15 protein-coding genes are annotated in these 18,140 nt (G+C 64.0%); 9 read left to right on the top strand and 6 right to left on the bottom strand.

Features of this window, described 5'->3' with window-relative positions:
* Positions 1–65: 65 nt before the first annotated feature.
* Positions 66–1,130: an AI-2E family transporter gene (locus tag DM374_RS25020; protein ID WP_110972284.1), complete on the bottom strand. Its 1,065-nt coding sequence runs from the start codon at positions 1,128–1,130 to the stop codon at positions 66–68.
* Between the two features lie 122 nt (positions 1,131–1,252).
* Between DM374_RS25020 and trhP the strand changes: the two genes are divergently transcribed.
* Positions 1,253–2,572: a prephenate-dependent tRNA uridine(34) hydroxylase TrhP gene (trhP, locus tag DM374_RS25015; RefSeq protein WP_110972283.1), complete on the top strand. Its 1,320-nt coding sequence runs from the start codon at positions 1,253–1,255 to the stop codon at positions 2,570–2,572.
* Here the strand turns inward: trhP and pvdQ are convergent.
* On the bottom strand, positions 2,569–4,914 hold the full coding sequence (pvdQ, locus tag DM374_RS25010; RefSeq protein WP_404821376.1) for a bifunctional acylase PvdQ: 2,346 nt from the start codon (positions 4,912–4,914) through the stop codon (positions 2,569–2,571). The genes trhP and pvdQ overlap by 4 nt on opposite strands.
* Positions 4,915–5,128: 214 nt before the next feature.
* Between pvdQ and DM374_RS25005 the strand changes: the two genes are divergently transcribed.
* Positions 5,129–5,512 carry a fe2+ zn2+ uptake regulation protein gene (locus tag DM374_RS25005; RefSeq protein WP_095157241.1) on the top strand — a complete coding sequence of 128 codons (384 nt, stop codon included), beginning with the start codon at positions 5,129–5,131 and terminating at the stop codon, positions 5,510–5,512.
* 41 nt (positions 5,513–5,553) lie between these two features.
* On the opposite strand, the gene DM374_RS25000 is transcribed toward DM374_RS25005, so the two are convergent.
* Positions 5,554–5,742 (bottom strand): hypothetical protein, encoded by a 189-nt coding sequence (locus DM374_RS25000; protein ID WP_110972281.1) that lies wholly within the window; start codon positions 5,740–5,742, stop codon positions 5,554–5,556.
* A gap of 166 nt (positions 5,743–5,908) precedes the next feature.
* Between DM374_RS25000 and DM374_RS24995 the strand changes: the two genes are divergently transcribed.
* The 4 genes from DM374_RS24995 to DM374_RS24980 all read left to right on the top strand — a co-directional run bounded on the left by DM374_RS24995 (position 5,909) and on the right by DM374_RS24980 (position 8,398).
* Positions 5,909–6,367 carry a hypothetical protein gene (locus tag DM374_RS24995; protein WP_110972280.1) on the top strand — a complete coding sequence of 153 codons (459 nt, stop codon included), beginning with the start codon at positions 5,909–5,911 and terminating at the stop codon, positions 6,365–6,367.
* Between the two features lie 304 nt (positions 6,368–6,671).
* The gene (locus DM374_RS24990) at positions 6,672–7,052 is read left to right on the top strand and encodes a Mor transcription activator family protein (protein ID WP_110972279.1); all 381 of its coding nucleotides are present in this window, start codon (positions 6,672–6,674) and stop codon (positions 7,050–7,052) included.
* 70 nt (positions 7,053–7,122) lie between these two features.
* Positions 7,123–7,761 (top strand): DUF2589 domain-containing protein, encoded by a 639-nt coding sequence (locus tag DM374_RS24985; RefSeq protein WP_110972278.1) that lies wholly within the window; start codon positions 7,123–7,125, stop codon positions 7,759–7,761.
* A gap of 73 nt (positions 7,762–7,834) precedes the next feature.
* Positions 7,835–8,398 carry a DUF2589 domain-containing protein gene (locus DM374_RS24980; RefSeq protein ID WP_404821375.1) on the top strand — a complete coding sequence of 188 codons (564 nt, stop codon included), beginning with the start codon at positions 7,835–7,837 and terminating at the stop codon, positions 8,396–8,398.
* Positions 8,399–8,407: 9 nt separating this feature from the next.
* Here DM374_RS24980 and DM374_RS24975 read toward each other — a convergent pair whose 3' ends face one another.
* The 3 genes from DM374_RS24975 to DM374_RS24965 form a co-directional block, all read right to left on the bottom strand.
* Positions 8,408–12,082 carry a translocation/assembly module TamB domain-containing protein gene (locus DM374_RS24975; protein WP_110972276.1) on the bottom strand — a complete coding sequence of 1,225 codons (3,675 nt, stop codon included), beginning with the start codon at positions 12,080–12,082 and terminating at the stop codon, positions 8,408–8,410.
* Positions 12,079–13,821 (bottom strand): autotransporter assembly complex protein TamA, encoded by a 1,743-nt coding sequence (locus DM374_RS24970; RefSeq protein ID WP_110972275.1) that lies wholly within the window; start codon positions 13,819–13,821, stop codon positions 12,079–12,081. The genes DM374_RS24975 and DM374_RS24970 overlap by 4 nt, the downstream gene beginning before the upstream one ends.
* A gap of 66 nt (positions 13,822–13,887) precedes the next feature.
* A complete protein-coding gene (locus DM374_RS24965; RefSeq protein ID WP_110972274.1) occupies positions 13,888–14,538 on the bottom strand; it encodes a GNAT family N-acetyltransferase in 651 nt (216 codons plus the stop codon).
* Positions 14,539–14,707: 169 nt separating this feature from the next.
* On the opposite strand from DM374_RS24965, the gene xthA reads away from it, so the two are divergent.
* The 3 genes from xthA (at position 14,708) to DM374_RS24950 (ending at position 18,134) form a co-directional block, all read left to right on the top strand.
* On the top strand, positions 14,708–15,520 hold the full coding sequence (xthA, locus tag DM374_RS24960) for an exodeoxyribonuclease III (RefSeq protein ID WP_110972273.1): 813 nt from the start codon (positions 14,708–14,710) through the stop codon (positions 15,518–15,520).
* 135 nt (positions 15,521–15,655) lie between these two features.
* Positions 15,656–16,960, top strand: coding sequence for a substrate-binding domain-containing protein (locus tag DM374_RS24955; RefSeq protein WP_110972272.1), 1,305 nt, complete (start codon positions 15,656–15,658; stop codon positions 16,958–16,960).
* A gap of 178 nt (positions 16,961–17,138) precedes the next feature.
* On the top strand, positions 17,139–18,134 hold the full coding sequence (locus DM374_RS24950; RefSeq protein WP_110972271.1) for a TerC family protein: 996 nt from the start codon (positions 17,139–17,141) through the stop codon (positions 18,132–18,134).
* The last annotated feature ends 6 nt before the right edge of the window (positions 18,135–18,140 follow it).

Here is an 18,140-nt window from a genome sequence, read left to right as displayed (position 1 = left end):
CAGCCTCGCCATATCGAATGGATAAGCTCACAGCAATGCCCCCCCCAGAAAACAGGCCCCCGCCCTCAAGGCGGCAACTGCACCTGAGGCCGAGTCTCGCTGTAAATACCCCAACTGGACACAAACAGCGCCGCAATCAAAGGCCCGATCACAAAGCCGTTGAGGCCGAACACCGCCAGCCCGCCCAACGTCGATACCAACACCAGATAGTCAGGCATCCGCGTGTCCTTGCCTACCAGCAACGGACGCAGCAGATTGTCCACCAGCCCGATCACCCCGACGCCAAACACCGTCAGCACCACCCCCTGCCAGACCGCGCCGCTGAGCAGGAAATACACCGCCACCGGCGCCCAGACGATCCCCGCCCCCACTGCCGGCAACAGCGACAGAAACGCCATCAACACCGCCCAAAGCAACGGACTCGGCACATCCAGCACCCAGAAAATCAGGCCGCCCAGCGCCCCTTGGGCAATGGCCACCAGCAGGTTGCCCTTGACCGTCGCCCGCACCACCCGATTGAACTTCAGTTGCAGGCGGCGCTTCTGTTGCTCGGCCAACGGGATCGCCTGACGAATCTTGCGCACCAGTTCGGCGCCATCACGCAGGAAGAAAAACAGCAGGTAGAGCATCACCCCGAGGCTCACCATCAGCTCGAAGGTGCCTTGGCCAAAGCTGTAGGCCTGACTGGCGAAGAACTGGCTGCCCTGCAACGCGCCCTTGGCGGTCTTGTCCCGCAGCCCTTCCAGATCGCCCATGCCCATGCGTTCCAGTGTGCGCTGGACAACATGCGGCAGCATGTCCTTGAACCGCTCGACATTCGCGGCGATGTCCAGCTCACCGCTTTCGATGCGCTTGTACAGCGACGAGCCTTCCTGCACCAGCAGGCCACTGACGATGATCATCGGCAACACTGCGATCAGCAGGCAGGTCAACAGGGTCAGCGCCGCGGCCACATTGCGCCGCTGGTTGAAGCGCAGCAGCAACCGGCGCTGCATCGGCGCGAAGAGAATACCGAGGATCACCGCCCAGAACACCGCGCCGTAATACGGCAGGAGAATCCAGATAAAAGCCAGGGTCACCAGCACCAGTAACCCGATAAGGGCTTTTCGTTGTACGGCCGTTTCGTTCATGTCCGCTCCTTTAGCGCTCTGAGCATTAGTGCGCGGGGCCACGAAGAAAGTGCCGTTGCTCCAGATCAATAAATCCGAAGAGGCGCTGGCGTAGCATCCGCGCCTTTTGCCCCGACCTGATCATGACCAACCTGACCACGCCCGAACTGCTAGCCCCCGCCGGCACCCTGAAGAACATGCGCTACGCCTTCGCCTATGGTGCCGATGCGGTCTATGCCGGCCAACCGCGCTACAGCCTGCGGGTGCGCAACAACGAGTTCGACCACGCCAATCTGGCCCTCGGTATCAAGGAAGCCCAGGCTCAGGGCAAGCAGTTCTACGTGGTGGTCAACATCGCCCCGCACAACGCCAAGCTGAAGACCTTCCTCAAGGACCTGGAGCCGGTGATCGCCATGGCCCCGGACGCGCTGATCATGTCCGATCCCGGGCTGATCATGCTGGTTCGCGAGCACTTCCCGCAGATGCCGATTCACCTCTCGGTACAAGCCAACACGGTGAACTGGGCCAGCGTGAAATTCTGGAAAAGCATGGGCCTGACCCGGGTGATCCTGTCGCGGGAACTGTCTCTGGAAGAGATCGGAGAAATCCGTCAGCACGTGCCGGAAATGGAGCTGGAAGTGTTCGTCCACGGCGCGCTGTGCATGGCCTACTCCGGCCGTTGCCTGCTGTCGGGCTACATGAACCGCCGCGACGCCAACCAGGGCAGTTGCACCAACGCCTGTCGCTGGAAATACACCGCCACGGAGGCCACCGAGAACGAAACCGGGGACATCGTCCGCGAAGTCGACCCGACCCTGGGTATCGGCGCGCCCACCGAGCAGGTGTTCGTCCTGCAGGAGAGTAACCGCCCGGGCGAAGACATGCCGGCGTTCGAAGACGAACACGGCACCTACATCATGAACGCCAAGGACCTGCGCGCGGTGCAACACGTCGAGCGCCTGACCCGCATGGGCGTGCACTCACTGAAGATCGAGGGCCGGACCAAGTCGCACTTCTACTGCGCCCGCACCACCCAGGTGTATCGCCAGGCCATCGACGACGCCGTGGCCGGTCGCGAATTCGACCGTTCGCTGATGCTGGACCTGGAATCACTGGCCCAGCGCGGCTACACCGAAGGTTTCTTGCGCCGTCATGTGCACGACGAGTACCAGAACTACCAGCGCGGCAACTCGGTGTCGGACCGCCAGCAGTTCGTTGGCGAACTGACCGGCGAGCGGGTCAACGGTCTGGCGGAAGTCCAGGTGAAGAACCGCTTCGCCCTCGGCGACCACCTGGAACTGATGACGCCGGGCGGCAACTTCCACTTCGACCTGGCCGACCTGCACGACCGCCAGGGCAAGCCGATCGAGGTCGCGCCCGGTGACGGCCACACGGTTTACCTGCCCGTGCCGGAGCAGGCAAACCTGGCCTACGCCCTGCTGATGCGCGACGTCAGCAACTAACCGCGCGGCGCTTCGGCGCTTTGCGCCTCACGCTGGACGGCCTTGTCGGCGCTGTCCGTGGCGCGGATCACCAAGGAGTGATACTGCGGATCGGCCTTGATCTGCGCTTCGGTGAACGGCGTCGGATACCACTGCTTGGCCGAGAAAGCGCGGGTCTGGTCACCGCCATGGGGCGAAGCGGCCTCGCTGGATTGGGAGAACACCAGCAAGCCCTGGGCTTTCGGTCCCTTGTCGTCGAAGGTCACCAGTTGCAGGTAGCTGGTGCCGCTGACCACCAGGCGCTTGCCCGGCGCCACTTCGACACTCTGGATCGCGTTGTACACGCCGAGGTTGGCCGGGCCGCCATGGATCGGCGTGCCGTCGGCGGCTTGCTGGATCTGACCCCATTGACGCTGCTCGACGAGCCCGGCCTGGGCTACTTGCTGCGCCGAAGCGCGTAGTGCCTCACGCAGTTTCGCCGCGACATCGGCACGCTCGTAGGCCAGGCCACGCGGTGTGTACCAGGGGTCAGCCGGGCTGAACGGCACGCGCCAGAACCCGCCCTGTTTCTGCAATGCCTGCATGATCGACTGGAAGTGCACCAGGCCCAGCCCGCTCTCCAGATTGGCGCGCCGGTCCCAAGCCGCCAGGCTGTCGCAGACGGTTTTCAACGAAGCGTCATCGCGCTCGCCGGCACACCACTTCAGCAAGTCAGGCAGCAGCACGTCGGCCAGATAGACCTGATCGTCCATGACCATCTGCTTGAGGTCTTGCGCGTCGAGCTTGCCAGGCTGCTCCAGACGGGTCAGGGCGAAGCGGCTGCGCGGCCCGAGCGGCAGGCTGTCGCGGCTGATCAGCGGCGAGAAGCCGGTCAGCGGCTCGGCCGGATTGGCAAGCCAGGCAGTGTCGTTGGAGTGCTGGACAAAATCCGCGCGGCTCAGGTGCGGTTGCATCTGCGTCGGGAAAATCCCCGGCTGCGCCGCCCGCGCATCGACCTTCCAGTTGCACGCGCTGCGCGAACCATCGAGAACGATCATTTCCAGCCCGGCCGCCGGATCGCTGCAGCGCCCCAGCAAGTCGGTATCGACGTAGGGCACTACCGAGAAATTCATGTACAGGGTCTGCCCGGCCGCATCTGTGGCCAGCGTGTTGACCCACGGAATGCCCTGCAAACGCTGCACCGAGTCCTGCAACGCGGCCAGGCTGTCCGCCTGGTTGATCGCGTGCCATTGCTGCAGCACGCGGGTGTTATCGAGGTTGGCATCACGCAGGCTGTAGGCGACCTGGGAGGTCCAGTCCAGGCGGCCGGGCCACTGCACAACAGGGCCGAAACGGCTGCTGAACAGCTCGCGAGTCACCGTGCTCAACTGGCCATCCGCGCCTTTGACCGTGACGCTCAGTTGCTGACGGTCCAGCGGCAGCGATTGCCCATCCAGCAGATAACGGGTCGAGTCTTTCGGGTCCAGTTGCAGGCGGTGCAGGGTGAAGTGGCGAGAGGCATCGACGGTGTGGGTCCAGGCCAGGTGCTGGTTGAAGCCGATATTGATCACCGGCAGCCCCGGCAGCGCGGCGCCCATCACATCGAGCTGGCCGGGCACGGTCAGGTGCATCTGGTAGAAACGCATGCCCCCGCCCCAAGGGAAATGCGGGTTGGCCAGCAACATGCCGCGCCCCGTGGCCGAACGCTCACGCCCAACGGCCACGGCGTTGCTGCCGCGCTCAAGGGCAAAGCGCTGTTGCCGCTCCATGGCCAGGTGGAATTCGTGGGTGCCGCGCTGCGCTGCAACCGTCGGCGGCTTCGCCCCAACCACCGCTTCGGCGAATTGGCCGACGCCACCTTCCACCAGCAAGCGCCGGGTCAGCTTGACCAGATCGAAGGCCGTGATCGGCCGCAGCCATTGCGCCTGCCGGCATTCCTCCGGCAGCCCTTGGGTGGTGCGCTCGGCGAGCGCACGGTTGAAGCCCTTGGCGTAACCCTCCAGCAATGCCTGGATCGGCGCCGGCTGCGCTTGCCAGAACGCCGACACGGAGGTCGGCGTGTTGAGCCAGGTGAAAAACAGGTCACTGGTGAGGTTTTCCCGCTGTTCGAGGGTGCGCTGCTGCGGCCCGAAGTAGCGCGAGCGCTGGCCATTGACCGTCAGCACTTCATTGGCCAGCAGGCAAAGGTTGTCCTGCCCGTAGGCGTAGCCAATGCCGTAGCCCAGGCTGCGGTCGTCACTGGCGAGGATATGCGGCACACCGAAGGTGGTTCGACGGATTTCTGCGTGGATGTCGTCCGGGACATCCCGGGCCTGGGCCGAAAGGCCGAGGCCGACGAGCAGTGTGGCCAGGCAAAGTTTTGGAAGGGATGCAATGGTGATCACGCGAACTCCAGCCGGATCAGGATCTAGGGGCATCCTGAATGAACGAAGCTCACATGAAAAATTTACGGTAAAGGGGGCTTTGCTTCGTTACATCTAAGAACGCGGAATTTTTTTTCCGAAAAGTTGCAGATTTGCCGCGCTCATTCGTCTTATAGGGTGAGAGCGTCATTTTTGAACGCAGGACAGACAGGCTCTGGAAAGGGAGTTTTTTCGAATGTACAACCAACAACAACCGGTTCAACCGCTGCGTTACAGACGCAAGGTCAACGCCCCGCTACAGGTCAAGAGCGAAGCCCCGGAAACCGAGGAACGCGCTGGCAACGAGCAGATCCGCGAACTGCTACGGGTCTTCGGCCTGCGCACCAGCCTGATCCGGCTCAAGGTCATCGACGCGTTGCACATGGCTGACCGTGACGGTCGCAGCATCGGCGTGCGCGGCATCCACAGCCAACTGGAGAAGCTGGATATTCCGCTGTCCTTCCTCAGTGTGCGCGAAGTGCTCAAGCGCCTGTGCGTCGAAGGCGTGATCAACATGGGCAGCGACAAGTGCTACAGCCTCAACCCCCAGGCCCGCGCCGTCCTGGAACAAAACCGCTGAGCGACCGGCCGGCGCAAGCCGGCCGCCCTGCTCGACTGCCGTCAGGGCTTGACCTTGCGGCGCATGATGCCGTTGATGACCACGAAGATCACCGCCAGGCCCATGGCCAGGTACTGGAACAACTGCTCGGTGATCACGCCTTGCTTCTGCAGCCAGGACAGCCCAAGCATGGCGCCCAGCAGAATCAGGGTCATCAGGATCGAGTACTTCAGGCGTTGCCGTTGAGTCATTGGTAAATCCTTGCGACAAACTGTGGTGACGGCCCGGAACTGGCCGGGCGCCATGATACAACGCCGCCTTCGCCCCGAGGATGTTTTCCCGGTTTTTTACACCCCCCGTACCTGAAAGCATGCATGGCTCCGGGCACTACGCCCTCTCCAGCGAGCCGACCCTCCCATGTCCATCCGCCTTCTGCTTGGCAGCCTCACGCTGTCCACCAGCCTCGGCGCCAACGCGCTGAACACCGAACAACTCCCCGAATCCGCCTTGCTGTCCCTCGGCGCCACCCTCGCCCACAGCGCCGGCAGCAGCCAGTGGCAGCAACTCTGGCAACGCACCCGCGCCGCCGGCCACCTGAGCCCGGGCAAGACCGCCCACTTCACCCTCCCCCAACCGCAGGTCGCCGAGTTGGTGAAGACCACCCTGCGCCAAGCCGACAGCGCCGACGCCGCGAAAACCACCCAGGTGCGCTACCGGCGCGACTTCCAGCCGCAGGTGGTGGGCATGCTCAGCGGCACCCCACTTAGCGCCATCTGCCTGTGGGTCGACTGGCGCACCTTGCCGGACCTCCATGACGCCAACATGGCGCCGCATATGGGCCAGGTCAGCCTGCTTGTCAGCCAACCTTGCCCCTAGGTGAGCTTTGCCAATGCATGAGCCTTCTTGCGTGGCGGTGACGCCGAACCACAACGGCTGCGATCGAGAAGCAGAGGTACGGCCTACCGCCGGTGATCATGAAACTTACAGTTCTTTGACTCGTTGGCTACCGTCGCTGACCTGCTTGATACCTAGCGACCCCGGTTCGGCTGATCGAGAATCGACCTCACGCCACCTGCCCAGTCCAGTGCTCGATTGCTCTTCGCTTGGCACGGATATTCAAGCCCTGCATGGCCCGACACGGTGGCCCTTTGCTCACCACGCCAACAACAAGGAAGTCATCATGCAATCCTGTGAACTGAAGCGAATCGACATCGGGCAACTTCCGCAATCACTGCAAATGCTCATCGACTGTATCGGCATCGAACATGCTTACCGTCTCACCAGCATTTACGGCGGGCGCCCCAAGTACATCCCCAAGCACCTCGAACGCACCTCGCTGGCGGAAATTCTCCCGACCGATGCCCTTGAAGCGCTGATCAAGCGCTACGGCGGCATGGCGCTGGAAATCCCCAAATGCGATCACTTCAACCGCCAGCTGCGCAACCAACAGATCCAGCAGGAAAGCTCCGACGGCCTGTCCCGCAGCGTACTGGCGAACAAGTACGGCCTGAGCCTGCGTCAGATCGGCAACATCCGCCGACAGGACGCACACCAGCGCTGACCCACAACCTGCCGGCATGTTGCCGACAACCCGCGCGACTCCAGCGCACCTCGAGAAAAGGAACTCTTGAATGGCAAACATCGACAGCGGCCTCATCGGCTCTGTAATGAACGCACTTCCCCTGGACCGCATGATCTCCGGCCCGCTGCAAGCCATGATCCAGGCCCAGGTCACCGCCAGCAAATCCTACGCGGACTTCCTCATGGGAGTCTGCATCAAGGACGGCAAGGCCGTCGCCATCCAGTTCGACTACGACGAAGCCATCACCGATGAACAAGGCATCTACAAGGGCACCGTGTCGCGCAAGATGCAGATCCCGCTGCTGGCCGCAGTTGCCCACCCGAACATCGTGGTCGAAGAGGGCACCATCGACTTCGAGCTGACCATCAGCCAGCAGGCGGAAAGCTCCAGTGAAACCGCAGGTTCGGCGGAATTCGGAGCAACGCTCGGCTGGGGACCGTTCAAGATGGACGTGCGCGGCCAGGTCAGCCACAAGTCCACGCAGACCCGCAAGACCGACACCCGCGCCCGCTACGCCGTCAGTACCAAAGTCCGTCGCCAGGACCCGCCGGAGGCACTGATGCGGGTCATCGACTTCCTCACCGACGCCGCCACCAAACCCATCACTCTGCCCAACACCGAAGCCCGCAGCCCCGAGGCGCTGCCTGACGACAACAAACTGCCAGCACCGGACCAGCAGACGGCCTGAACACCCCGCCCCAGCCACCCTGCCCCGCCCTCATCGGCGGGGCATCCTGTCACCCCGATGAGGAATGCTGCCCGTGGATCAAACGCCCCCCAAGGAACCGATCGCGTCGAGTGACCTGTGCGACATTACGCGCGGCCTGCAAGAAGCCGCGTCCGCCACCACCAGCCTGATCGCCCAGCAATACATCAGGCTGTTCGACCAGTTTTTCGACTACGACCCCGAAGCCCTGGGCACACCGATGAAAGCGAAGATGGTGGAAGTGGCGGTGGACGACCAGCACAGCCTGAAGATCCCGTTGATCGCCCTGGTCGCGCCCCGCGGCCTGGCGCTGGAGCGGATGCAGGTCGACCTGTCAGTGAAGATCCAGAACACCCGGCCGGCACCGGGCAAGTGCGCGGAAGCCCGCCACCAGCGCTTTTTCGTCAAGGTCGGTCAACAGACCAAACGCCAGGGCGAGGCCCGCGATCCCGACGAAGTGCAGATCCGCATGCAGTTCCACGCCTGCGAGCCGCCGGAGGCGTTGAACCGGCTGATCGAGGAGTACACCCACCTCATCTCGCCCTCGCGCCGGGCCTCGCCGCCCGACGATATTCCGCCGTCCAGCAACGAGTTCATCGACGCCGCCACTGTGCGTTGACCCGCAGCCTCAGAAGTCCCGCTTGTAGAATAAATCCAGGGAGCTGGCCACGCCGCTGGCCGCTTCCAGGTACAGGCGCTTGCTGAGCATGTAGCGCAAGGCGATGGTGTTGGCCGGCTCGAACACCCCCACGCCGTAGCGCAGGCTCAGTTTCTCGGTGAGGTTGCCGCTGGCCACCACGCTGGTGGTGTTGCCGCTGCCTTCGGTGTCGAGCTGGAAGTCGTCGATGCCCAGGCTCGACGCCAGACTGCCGGTGATCCCCGCACTCCCCGCCAGCCCCAGGCCCAATGCCGCTTGCGCCAGCATGTTGTTGTCTTCGCCGGTGGTACTCAGCGGACGCCCCAACACCAGATACGACAAGGCCTGTTCCTGGCTCATGGCCGGCTCGGAGAACACTTGGGTGGTTGGTTGTTCGGCGCTGCCGCTGAGGCGGATCCCGGCAATCACGTCATCGGTCTTGCGGATCGCTTCGATATCCAGATACGGCTGGTCGATCGGCCCGGCGAACAGCAGGCGCGCGCGGCGGATCGTCAGGCGCTGGCCATAGGCGCGGTAGCGGCCATCGGACAGGCTCAGTTCGCCACGGGTATCGAGGTTGTCGCCGATATGCACATGACCGAGCAGGTTGGCGGTCAGGCCGAAACCGCTGAACGAGAGTTTTTCCTGGCCCACCTGAACATCGATGTCCATCGCCACGGCCATCGGCGCTTTGCCTTCTTCGGTCTGATGACCAACGATCACCGTGTCCTCGGAAACCTTGACGGTGGACGGCGGCAGGTCGCGCACCGTGATCTTGCCCTTGGGTACCAGCACCTTGCCGCTTATCGCCAGACGCTCGCCCTGCAGGCTGATCTTCAGGTCAGGCGCCACTTCGAGGGCCGCGTAAGGTTCGACGTTGACCGGCAGACGCTGCCCCTGCAGCGCAAGGTCCACCGCCAGGGCCCGGCCCCAGCCGATCTCGCCACTCAGCCGGCCTTGCCCGGCTTCGCCACTGCGCCAGTCGCCCGTGAGCTGAACCTGCTCGCCCGCGATCAGCGCCCGCACCGTCAGCTCACGCAGGCTGATCGGCAATTCCGCCCCGCCGACCTCGCCCCCCGACAACACGAGGTTACCGTTGACCAGCGGCGCCAGCAGCGTGCCGGAAATCTGCCCGCTGCCATTCAGTTGCCCGGCCAGTCGCTCGACCATCGGCACGAACGGCCGCGCCACCGCCAGATCCAGACCGCTCAAACGGAACTCGCCGCTCAGCGGCTTGTTGCGCGCCAGCGGATCGATACGCGCCGACAGGCTCAACTCACCCAGGCGTCCACCGCGAAAATCCAGGCGGGTATCGACCCGACGCGGGCCCAACGTGCTGTCCAGGCGCAGGCTCTGGTACGGGAAATCAACCCACTGTCCCTTCTCGCGGATACGCAGGGTGCCGCCACTGGCATCCACCTGCACCGTACCTTTCGGCCCGCTGGCCGGCAGGTCGAGATTGATATCGGCGTTGAGCTGGCCCTGCCAGGCGAAGTCCTTGGGCAGCCATTGCGCCAGACTGTCCAGCGGGAACTGCTTGAGGTGGTAGCGAATCCGCGGCTCCGGCGCCAGGCGCTGTTCGTCGCCACACAGGCTGGCCTGCCCGGAACGCCAGCAATGGGTGCCGAAATCGATCTGCCCGTTGGCCAGCCGCTGCAGTTTCGCCGGCGCTTGCAGGCGCCAGTCCTGACCACCCGCACGAATCTCGCCAGAGGCCAGGCGACCGCGCCAGTTGCCCTTGTCCAGTTGGCCATCCAGGCCCAGGTCAAGCTTGAGCTGCGGCCCGTCCAGAGCCAGTTGCAACTGCTGTTGGCGAATGTCGCCCTGGCCCTTGGCGGTCAGCGTGCCGAGCGCCGTCTCGCCGGCGCGAATGCCGCTGGCGCTGAGGTCGATCAGGGCTTTCTGGTTGCTGTCGAGGCGAGCGTCGAGGTTGAGGGTCTGCAGACGGTTTTCCGCCTGGGCCAGTTGCTGCCCTTGCAGCTTCAACTGCCCTTGCGGCGCCTTGAGGGTGCCCGCCACATCGACGCGGCCCTTGATCTGCCCCTGCAATTGCGGCCAGAGCTGGCCGAGGCGCGGCAGGTTGAGGTCGATCTGTCCGGCGAGGCGCTGTTGCAGGCTGCCACTGCCGATGACCTGGTTGTCACCCAGGCGTAATTGCAGGGTTCCCAAGGTCCACTGCTCGCCCGCGCCTTCGGCCTTGAGCTGCAACACCGTCGGTTGGCCACGCAGTCGGCCCTTGAGGTCGAGGTCGGCATTGAGGGTAAGTTTTTCGTTCTTCAACTCGCCTTTGCTGCGCAGCGGTCCGGCCAGGGTGCCGGGCATCTCCGCCAGCCAAAACGCGGGGTTCAGGTCCGAGAGATCCAGCGCCGCATCCCATGCCACGCCATCGGCGAAAGCGACGCTGACACTGCCGGTCGCCTTGCCCTGCCCCGCTTCCAGCGCCAGCTGCGGCAGACTGATCTTGCCAAGGTCGCCCTGGAACGGACTGCTGACCTTGAAAGCGCCAGCCGGGCCGTCGAGGTCGCCGTTGAAATCACCTTCATAGTTGCCATCGCGGTACTGCACCTGGGCCTTGAGCCGGTGCAACTGCACTTGTGGGGGCTGCTCCAGCGGATAGAGGCGCAGCCAGGGAAAATCCTGCCAGTCGAGATTCGCGCTGGCCGTCAGGGCCTGCTCCCAGTTGGCGCTGGCGGTCAGGCCCAGGCGTTGCGCCGGGGTGGCAGTCAGGTCGAGGGCCGCCACTTCGGCGCCCTTGGCATCGACCCGACCGCGCAGGGCCAGGTTGATCGGCCCCTGCTCCGCCGCCAGGTTGCCGGCGCCGATCAGTTGATAGCCGGCCTTGAGGTCGCCGTGGGCGGTGAGTTCCAACTGCTCGAAACGCAGGGTGTCCGGCAGGCTGCCCACCGCCTTGAAGCCAGTGGCGCTCAGGCGCACTTGCGCCGGCAGGTTCTCGGCCAGCGGCTGCAACTGGCCGCTGAGGCGACCTTGCAGGTAACCGCTGCTGTCGGCTTGCAGGTTCAGGCTCTTCTGCAGTTCGCCCTTGACCTGCAACGCCAGGTTCCAGGCCTGGCCGTCCACGGCCGGCAATTGCAATTGTCCTTCGGCCTGCAACGGCCAGTCGCCGCCGGGTTGCAGCAGGCCCTGAAGGGTCAGGTGCAGGTCTTCACGCTTGAGGTCGAGGCTATCGATCTTCAGCCCTTCACGGGTCCAGTGCGCCGCCAGGGTCAGGCCGCTCAACTGTTCGGCACCGTCCAGACGCAGGGTGCCGACCTGCACTTCGCCCAATTCGATGGCCAGCGGCAGGTCGAGTTCGGGGAGTTTCAACGGCCCGCTGTCAGGGTCCGTTTCGGTGGGCGCAAAGGTCAGTTCGACCTGCGCCGCATGCAGTTTGTCCACGCACAGGGTGCGCCGCAGCAGGCAACCCGGTGTCCACTCCAGCAGCGGCGCGACCAGTTCGACCCGGTCGCCACCCGACTGCCAGACCAGTTTTTCCGCCTGCCACTGCCCGGCGAGGGTGCCCTGAAAACCGTCCACCTCAAGCCCGGGCACCAGCCCCAGCGCCCAACGGCTGCCGGCCTGGGTGCCGAGTACCAGCGCCAGCGCCAGAAGCAGCAAGACCAGCAGCGCGAACAGGCTGATCGCGATCCATTTCGATACCTGCTTCACAGCTCCGGCCCCATCGAGAAGTGCAAACGAATACCACCGTCGTCATCCAGCGCCTTGGCCAGGTCCAGGCGCAGTGGGCCCACCGGCGAAACCCAGCGTACGCCGAAGCCGACGCCGGTCTTGAGGCTGGGGAATTCGAGATTGTTGAAGGAGTTGCCCTGGTCGACGAAGGTCGCCAGCCGCCATTTGTCGGCGATCTGGTACTGGTACTCGGCGCTGCCGGCAACCATGTAGCGGCCACCGATGCGGTCGCCGTCGCCATTTTCCGGTGACAGGGTCTGGTAGTCGTAGCCGCGCACGCTCTGGTCGCCACCGGCGAAGAAGCGCAGCGACGGCGGCACCGACTTGTAGCCGTTGGTGGCGCTGCCGCCGAACTGCACGCGGCCGAGGAAACGGTGGTTCTGCGCCAGCGTGGTCAGGCCCTTGAGCAGCACGGTGCCGTTGACCAGGTTGGTGTCCGAGAGCAACCCTTCCTTGGCCACCCGCACATCGAATTGCAGGCGATAGCCATTGTGCGGATCGATACGGTTGTCGCTGCGCAGGTAGCTGTAGCTGACGCCGGGCATCAGCAGGGTGCTGAGGCCGGAGTCGTCGCCGAGTCGGTATTCTTCGCGCTGCCATTTCAACGAAATCACCCGCTGCCAGCCGCTGGGCAGCTTGCTGTGCCATTCCGGGCCCACGGTCAGCAGCTTGCTCAGGGTATCGGTGCCGGCGATCTCTTCATATTGATAACCGCCGGCATAGCGCAGCTTGTCGGTCAGCGGCGGGTCGAGGGGCACGTCGTACCACAGGCCGACGTTCTGCCGCGGCGCCGACAACTCGGTTTCGATACCGTAGCTGTGGCCTTGCGGATTGACCCAGTGGCGCGTCCAGCCGGCCTTGCCGCGCGGACCGACGTCTGTCGAGAAGCCGAGGCCCAGGCTCATGGTCCGCGGTTTGCGGGTCTGCACCTGGACATCCACCGGAATGTTCTGGCCCACCGCAGCGGTCGGCGCGGCATCGACACGCACGCCTTCGAAGTAGCCGCTCGATTGCAGCGCGTTGTTCAGTTCGGCGATCAATTCGGAGTCGTAGGGCGTGCCTTCCTTGAACGGCACCATGCGTTGCAGCAGCTCTTCGTCGAACGGCGAATCACCGTCGAACTGCACCCGACCCAGGCTGTAGCGCGGGCCGCTGTCGTAGACCAGTTCGATATCCGCAACCCCGGCGGCCGGGTCCACCGCCAGGCGGTTGCGCACGAAGTGGCCTTTGAAGAAACCGTAGCGCGACGCCTGGTTCTGGATCAGCCGCTTGGCGTCTTCGTAGTGACCGTGATTGAGCACTTCGCCGCTGCGCAAGGCACGGCTGTCGGGGACACGGAAGGATTTGAGTTCGCTGGCCGGGCCTTCGATGCGCACGCTGACGTCGCGCAGGCGGATCGGCTCGCCCGGCTCGATGTTCAAACGCAGGCGCGGGCCCTTGTCATCGTCGCGCGGCGGCAGCACCTCGCTGTCGATCTGCGCCTGGTAGTAGCCCAGCGCCTGGGCGGCCTTGCGGGCCTGTTCCTCGGCCCCGCGACTGAAGCGCAGCAGCGCCTCTTCATCGCGCTCGCCGAGGCTACCGATATAGCCCTCGACATTGGCCTTGAGGTCGTTATTGGCGGGTTTGATCCGGATAACCAATTCACTCTGTGCCGCCACCGCAAAGCTGCCGGCCAGGCACAGGATCAAACCGCAGGTGAAGCGTCCTGAATACGTCATAGGCGCGGATGCTACCAGAGCCTGGCGAATGGCTGGAACCCGAAAGGCGTCTGGATCGGGCCTGCGTCAGGCACTTTCCTGTGCGACCCGCTGCGGTCCCGGGTGAAAAAACACGTGCTCGCGGATCGGTCCCACAGCGATTTCACCAATTTCCTGGTAGCCCTGGCGCTGATAGAACGCCAGGTAATGCTCGTTGCCTGTATCCAGCACCACGCCGTGGGAATTTTCATCCTCGGCGCACCAGTCGTGGACCGCCGCCAACAGTTGTTCACCGTAGTGCTTGCCCTGGAACTGCGGATGAATGCCCAGCAACGGCAGCACATGCACGGCATCGCCGGGCAGGCAGGCCATGAGCGCGGCGCGGTAATCGAGGTAGCGGCGAGTGCAACGGAAGCCGGCGCTCAACACCATGCGCATGCGCCAGGCCCAACTGTCGGTGACGCCCAGGCGGCGTACCGGCGGCGAGATCAGGGCGATGCCGATCAAGCGGTCGTCCACCAGCAGGCCGATTGCCGGCAACTCCTGATAGAAATGCTGACGCACCCGCTCGCGGACCAGCGCCCGCACGCGCTGGTCGAAGCCGGCGCGTTCGGCTTCGAACAGGTAACCGTAGGTGGGTTCGTGGCGGTAGGCGTGGTAGAGCAGCGAACGTGCCTCGCGGCTGTAGCCACTGTCGAGTAGACGGACTTCGGCCGGCGCGGGGGTCGATTCAGGCATGGTCACGGTTCTCCTGATGGCAGTTGGGCATGGCTCTTTGAGATGCGGGCGGCGCCAACGTTCCTTCTTGGTTGGGCTGGAGTATAGACAGCCGCTTCAACGGCATCATCGCTGGCCGGCCAAGCCGATGTCGGCTAGCATCCAGCCTTTTACCCAGGACCCTGTTTCCATGAAAATCGTCTCGTTCAACATCAACGGCCTGCGTGCCCGGCCCCATCAATTGGCGGCGTTGATCGACAAACACCAGCCCGATGTCATCGGCCTGCAGGAAACCAAGGTGTCGGACGAGCAGTTCCCGCTGGCGGACGTCCAGGCCCTCGGTTACCACGTCCATTTCCATGGCCAGAAAGGCCATTACGGCGTCGCCCTGCTCTCGCGCAAGCCGCCACTGAGCCTGTTCAAGGGCTTCTCGACCGACGAAGAAGACGCCCAGCGCCGTTTCATCTGGGGCACGTTCGCCGACGACAATGGCAACCCGATCACCATCATGAACGGCTACTTCCCACAAGGTGAAAGCCGCGATCACCCCACCAAGTTCCCGGCCAAGCAGCGCTTCTACAGCGACCTGCAGGCACTGCTGGAAACCCAGTTCAAGAACGACCAGCCCGTAGTGGTGATGGGCGACGTGAACATTTCGCCGGAAGACTGCGACATCGGCATCGGCGCCGATAACGCCAAGCGCTGGCTGAAGACCGGCAAGTGCAGCTTCCTGCCCGAAGAGCGCGAGTGGATGGCCCGCCTGAAGAACTGGGGCCTGACCGACAGCTTCCGCCACCTGCACCCTGAAGTGGTGGACCAGTTCAGTTGGTTCGACTACCGCAGTCGCGGCTTTGAAGACCAGCCCAAGCGCGGCCTGCGCATCGACCTGATCATGACGTCCAACGCACTGCTGCCGCGGGTCAAGGCGGCGGGTGTGGACTATGAGTTGCGCGGGATGGAAAAACCTTCCGACCACGCGCCGATCTGGCTTGAATTGAGCTGATCGATCCGGGGACCGCTTGGCGGTCCCCCACAAGGGCCCTTTGCTCGCGATAAGCCCGCCACTGCACCTGTCATCTTTCGGTCACCTGCCTGTCTTAATCTGCCGAAACCTTCGTTTCCAGAGTCTCCGCCGGCAATGATCCGCCTCTGCGCCCTTCTCCTTGTTCTGCTCACGCCCCTTGCCGTTGCCGACACCCTGCGCATCCAGGGTTCCAACACCATCGGCGCGGTGCTGGCGCCTGCGTTGGTGCGTGGCCTGCTGGAAGAACGTGGCCTGCGCAATGTCGAGATCCTGCCCTCGGACGTCGCCAATGAAGTGCGCGTGCAAGGCAGTGACGACAACGGCCAGGTGCAGCAGGTAGAGATCGCCGCCCACGGCACCAGCACCGGATTCAGCGCATTGAAGAACGGCAGTGCCGACCTCGCTGCCGCCTCGCGCCCGATCAAGGACAGCGAACAGGCCGAACTCCAGGCGCTGGGCAACCTGACCGGTGCCGACGCCGAGCAAGTCATCGCTCTGGACGGCGTGGCGGTGCTGGTCCATCCGGACAATCCGCTGCCGCAACTGACCACCGAGCAACTGGCCGGGGTCTTCTCCGGGCGCATCGCCACCTGGGAAGAACTCGGCGTCGGCGGTGGTCCGATCCAGTTGTATGCCCGCGACGACCGCTCGGGCACTTGGGAAACCTTCAAGACCCTGGTGCTCGACCCGCACCAGCAAAGCCTCGCAGGCAGTGCCCGGCGCTTCGAGTCCGGCGAGCAGTTGGCCGAAGCGGTGCGCCACGACCGCCAGGCCATCGGTTTCAGCAGCCTGACCACCGTCCACGGCGCGCGGGTGCTGGCGGTCGCCGACGGAGCTTCGCGGGCCATGCTGCCGAGCGCCGAACAGATCGCCAGCGAGGACTATCCGCTGTCGCGGCGCCTGTATTTCTACCTGCCACCGACGCAGCACAATCCCCTCGCCAAAGCGCTGCTGGACTTCACCCAGAGCCCGCGCGGCCAGGCCATCGTCGCCAGCAACGGCTTTGTCGCCCAGCAGGTGCGTCCGCTCAGCGAACCGCCCCAGGCCGACCTGCCACCGCGCTATCGCCACCTGCTCAGCGAGGCGCGGCGGTTGTCAGTCAATTTCCGTTTCCAGGAAGGCAGCGCGACCCTCGACAACAAGGCCCTGCGGGATATCGAGCGACTGGCGGACTACCTGCGGCAGAACCGCAAGCTCGACGGCAAAGTGGTCCTGGTGGGTTTCGGCGATGCCAAGGACGACGCCCGCCGCGCCGACCTGCTGTCGCGCCTGCGGGCAATGGCGGTGCGCCGCGAACTGGCCAGACACGAGGTCACCCTGCGCGATGTCATCGGCCTCGGCGCCGAATTGCCGGTAGCCGCGAACACCGATACCCAGGGCCGCATCCGCAATCGCCGGGTTGAAGCCTGGGTGTACTGAAAGAACGGTGCACCGAAGGAAATTTCTTAACGCCTTGTAAGACCTTGTAACGCTCTCGCCCGCCCCGCCCCGTGTCCGGCAACTAGGCTGGAACATGTGACGCCGGGCCCCTCTGACGGTCGCCAACCGCCATGTCGGAGTCACAGTTGCTTGCCAACTACGACATCGGGAGGGGCTCATGACAGCTCTGCAAGATTTTTTCAGCGCCGAATTCCTCGGCACCAGCAGCCTGCTCTGGCTGACCTTTATCGTCATCGTCATCGCCCTGTTGGTCTTCGACCTCGGGGTGCTGCACCGCGACCAGCACGAAATCGAAATGCGCGAAAGCCTGCTGCTGTATGCCGGCTATTTCAGCGTGGGCATCATGTTCGGTGGCTGGATCTGGTACGAACTGGGTGCCCAGAGCGCCCTGGAGTTCTACACCGGGCTGCTGGTGGAACAGTCGCTGTCGATGGACAACGTGTTCGTTATGGCGATGATCTTTGGCTTTTTCGGCATCCCCCGGCGTTACCAGCACCGCGTGCTGTTCTGGGGCATTCTCGGCGTGGTGGTGTTGCGGGCAATCATGATCGGCGTCGGCAGCGCGCTGGTGAAGGAGTTCGACTGGATCCTCTATATTTTCGGCGCGTTCCTGCTGATTACCGGGGTGAAGATGCTGTTCAGCCGCCAGGAGTCGCACCCGGACTTGGCCAACAATCCATTCATCAAGTTCATCCGCAAGCATGTGCGGGTCACCGACCAGTTGCACGGTGCACGCTTCTTCGTGCGCCTGGTTCCGGCGGGGCAATCGAAGGCGATCCGCTACGCCACTCCACTGTTTCTCGCCTTGGTGCTGATCGAACTGGCCGACCTGGTATTCGCTGTGGACAGCGTGCCGGCGATCTTCTCCATCACTCAGGACCCGTTCATCGTCTACACCTCGAACATCTTTGCAATCCTCGGGCTGCGGGCGTTGTATTTCGCCCTGGCAGCGCTGATGCACCGGTTTGTCTACCTGAAGTACGCGTTGGCGCTGGTGCTGATCTTCATTGGCGGCAAGATTTTCCTGCACGGATTCATCGGCAAGATTCCGGCGCTGTTGTCGCTGGGGGTGACGTTCGGGTTGCTGGCAGGCGGGGTGGTGTTGTCGTTGTTCAAGACGCGGGATGAGAAAGAGCCGCAGAAGGAGCGTTGATACCGA

The organism is Pseudomonas huaxiensis (assembly GCF_003231275.1).
Classification (GTDB): domain Bacteria; phylum Pseudomonadota; class Gammaproteobacteria; order Pseudomonadales; family Pseudomonadaceae; genus Aquipseudomonas; species Aquipseudomonas huaxiensis.
Note: the sequence above shows the minus strand (reverse complement) of the source record. Positions and strands in the feature narration are given on the sequence as shown.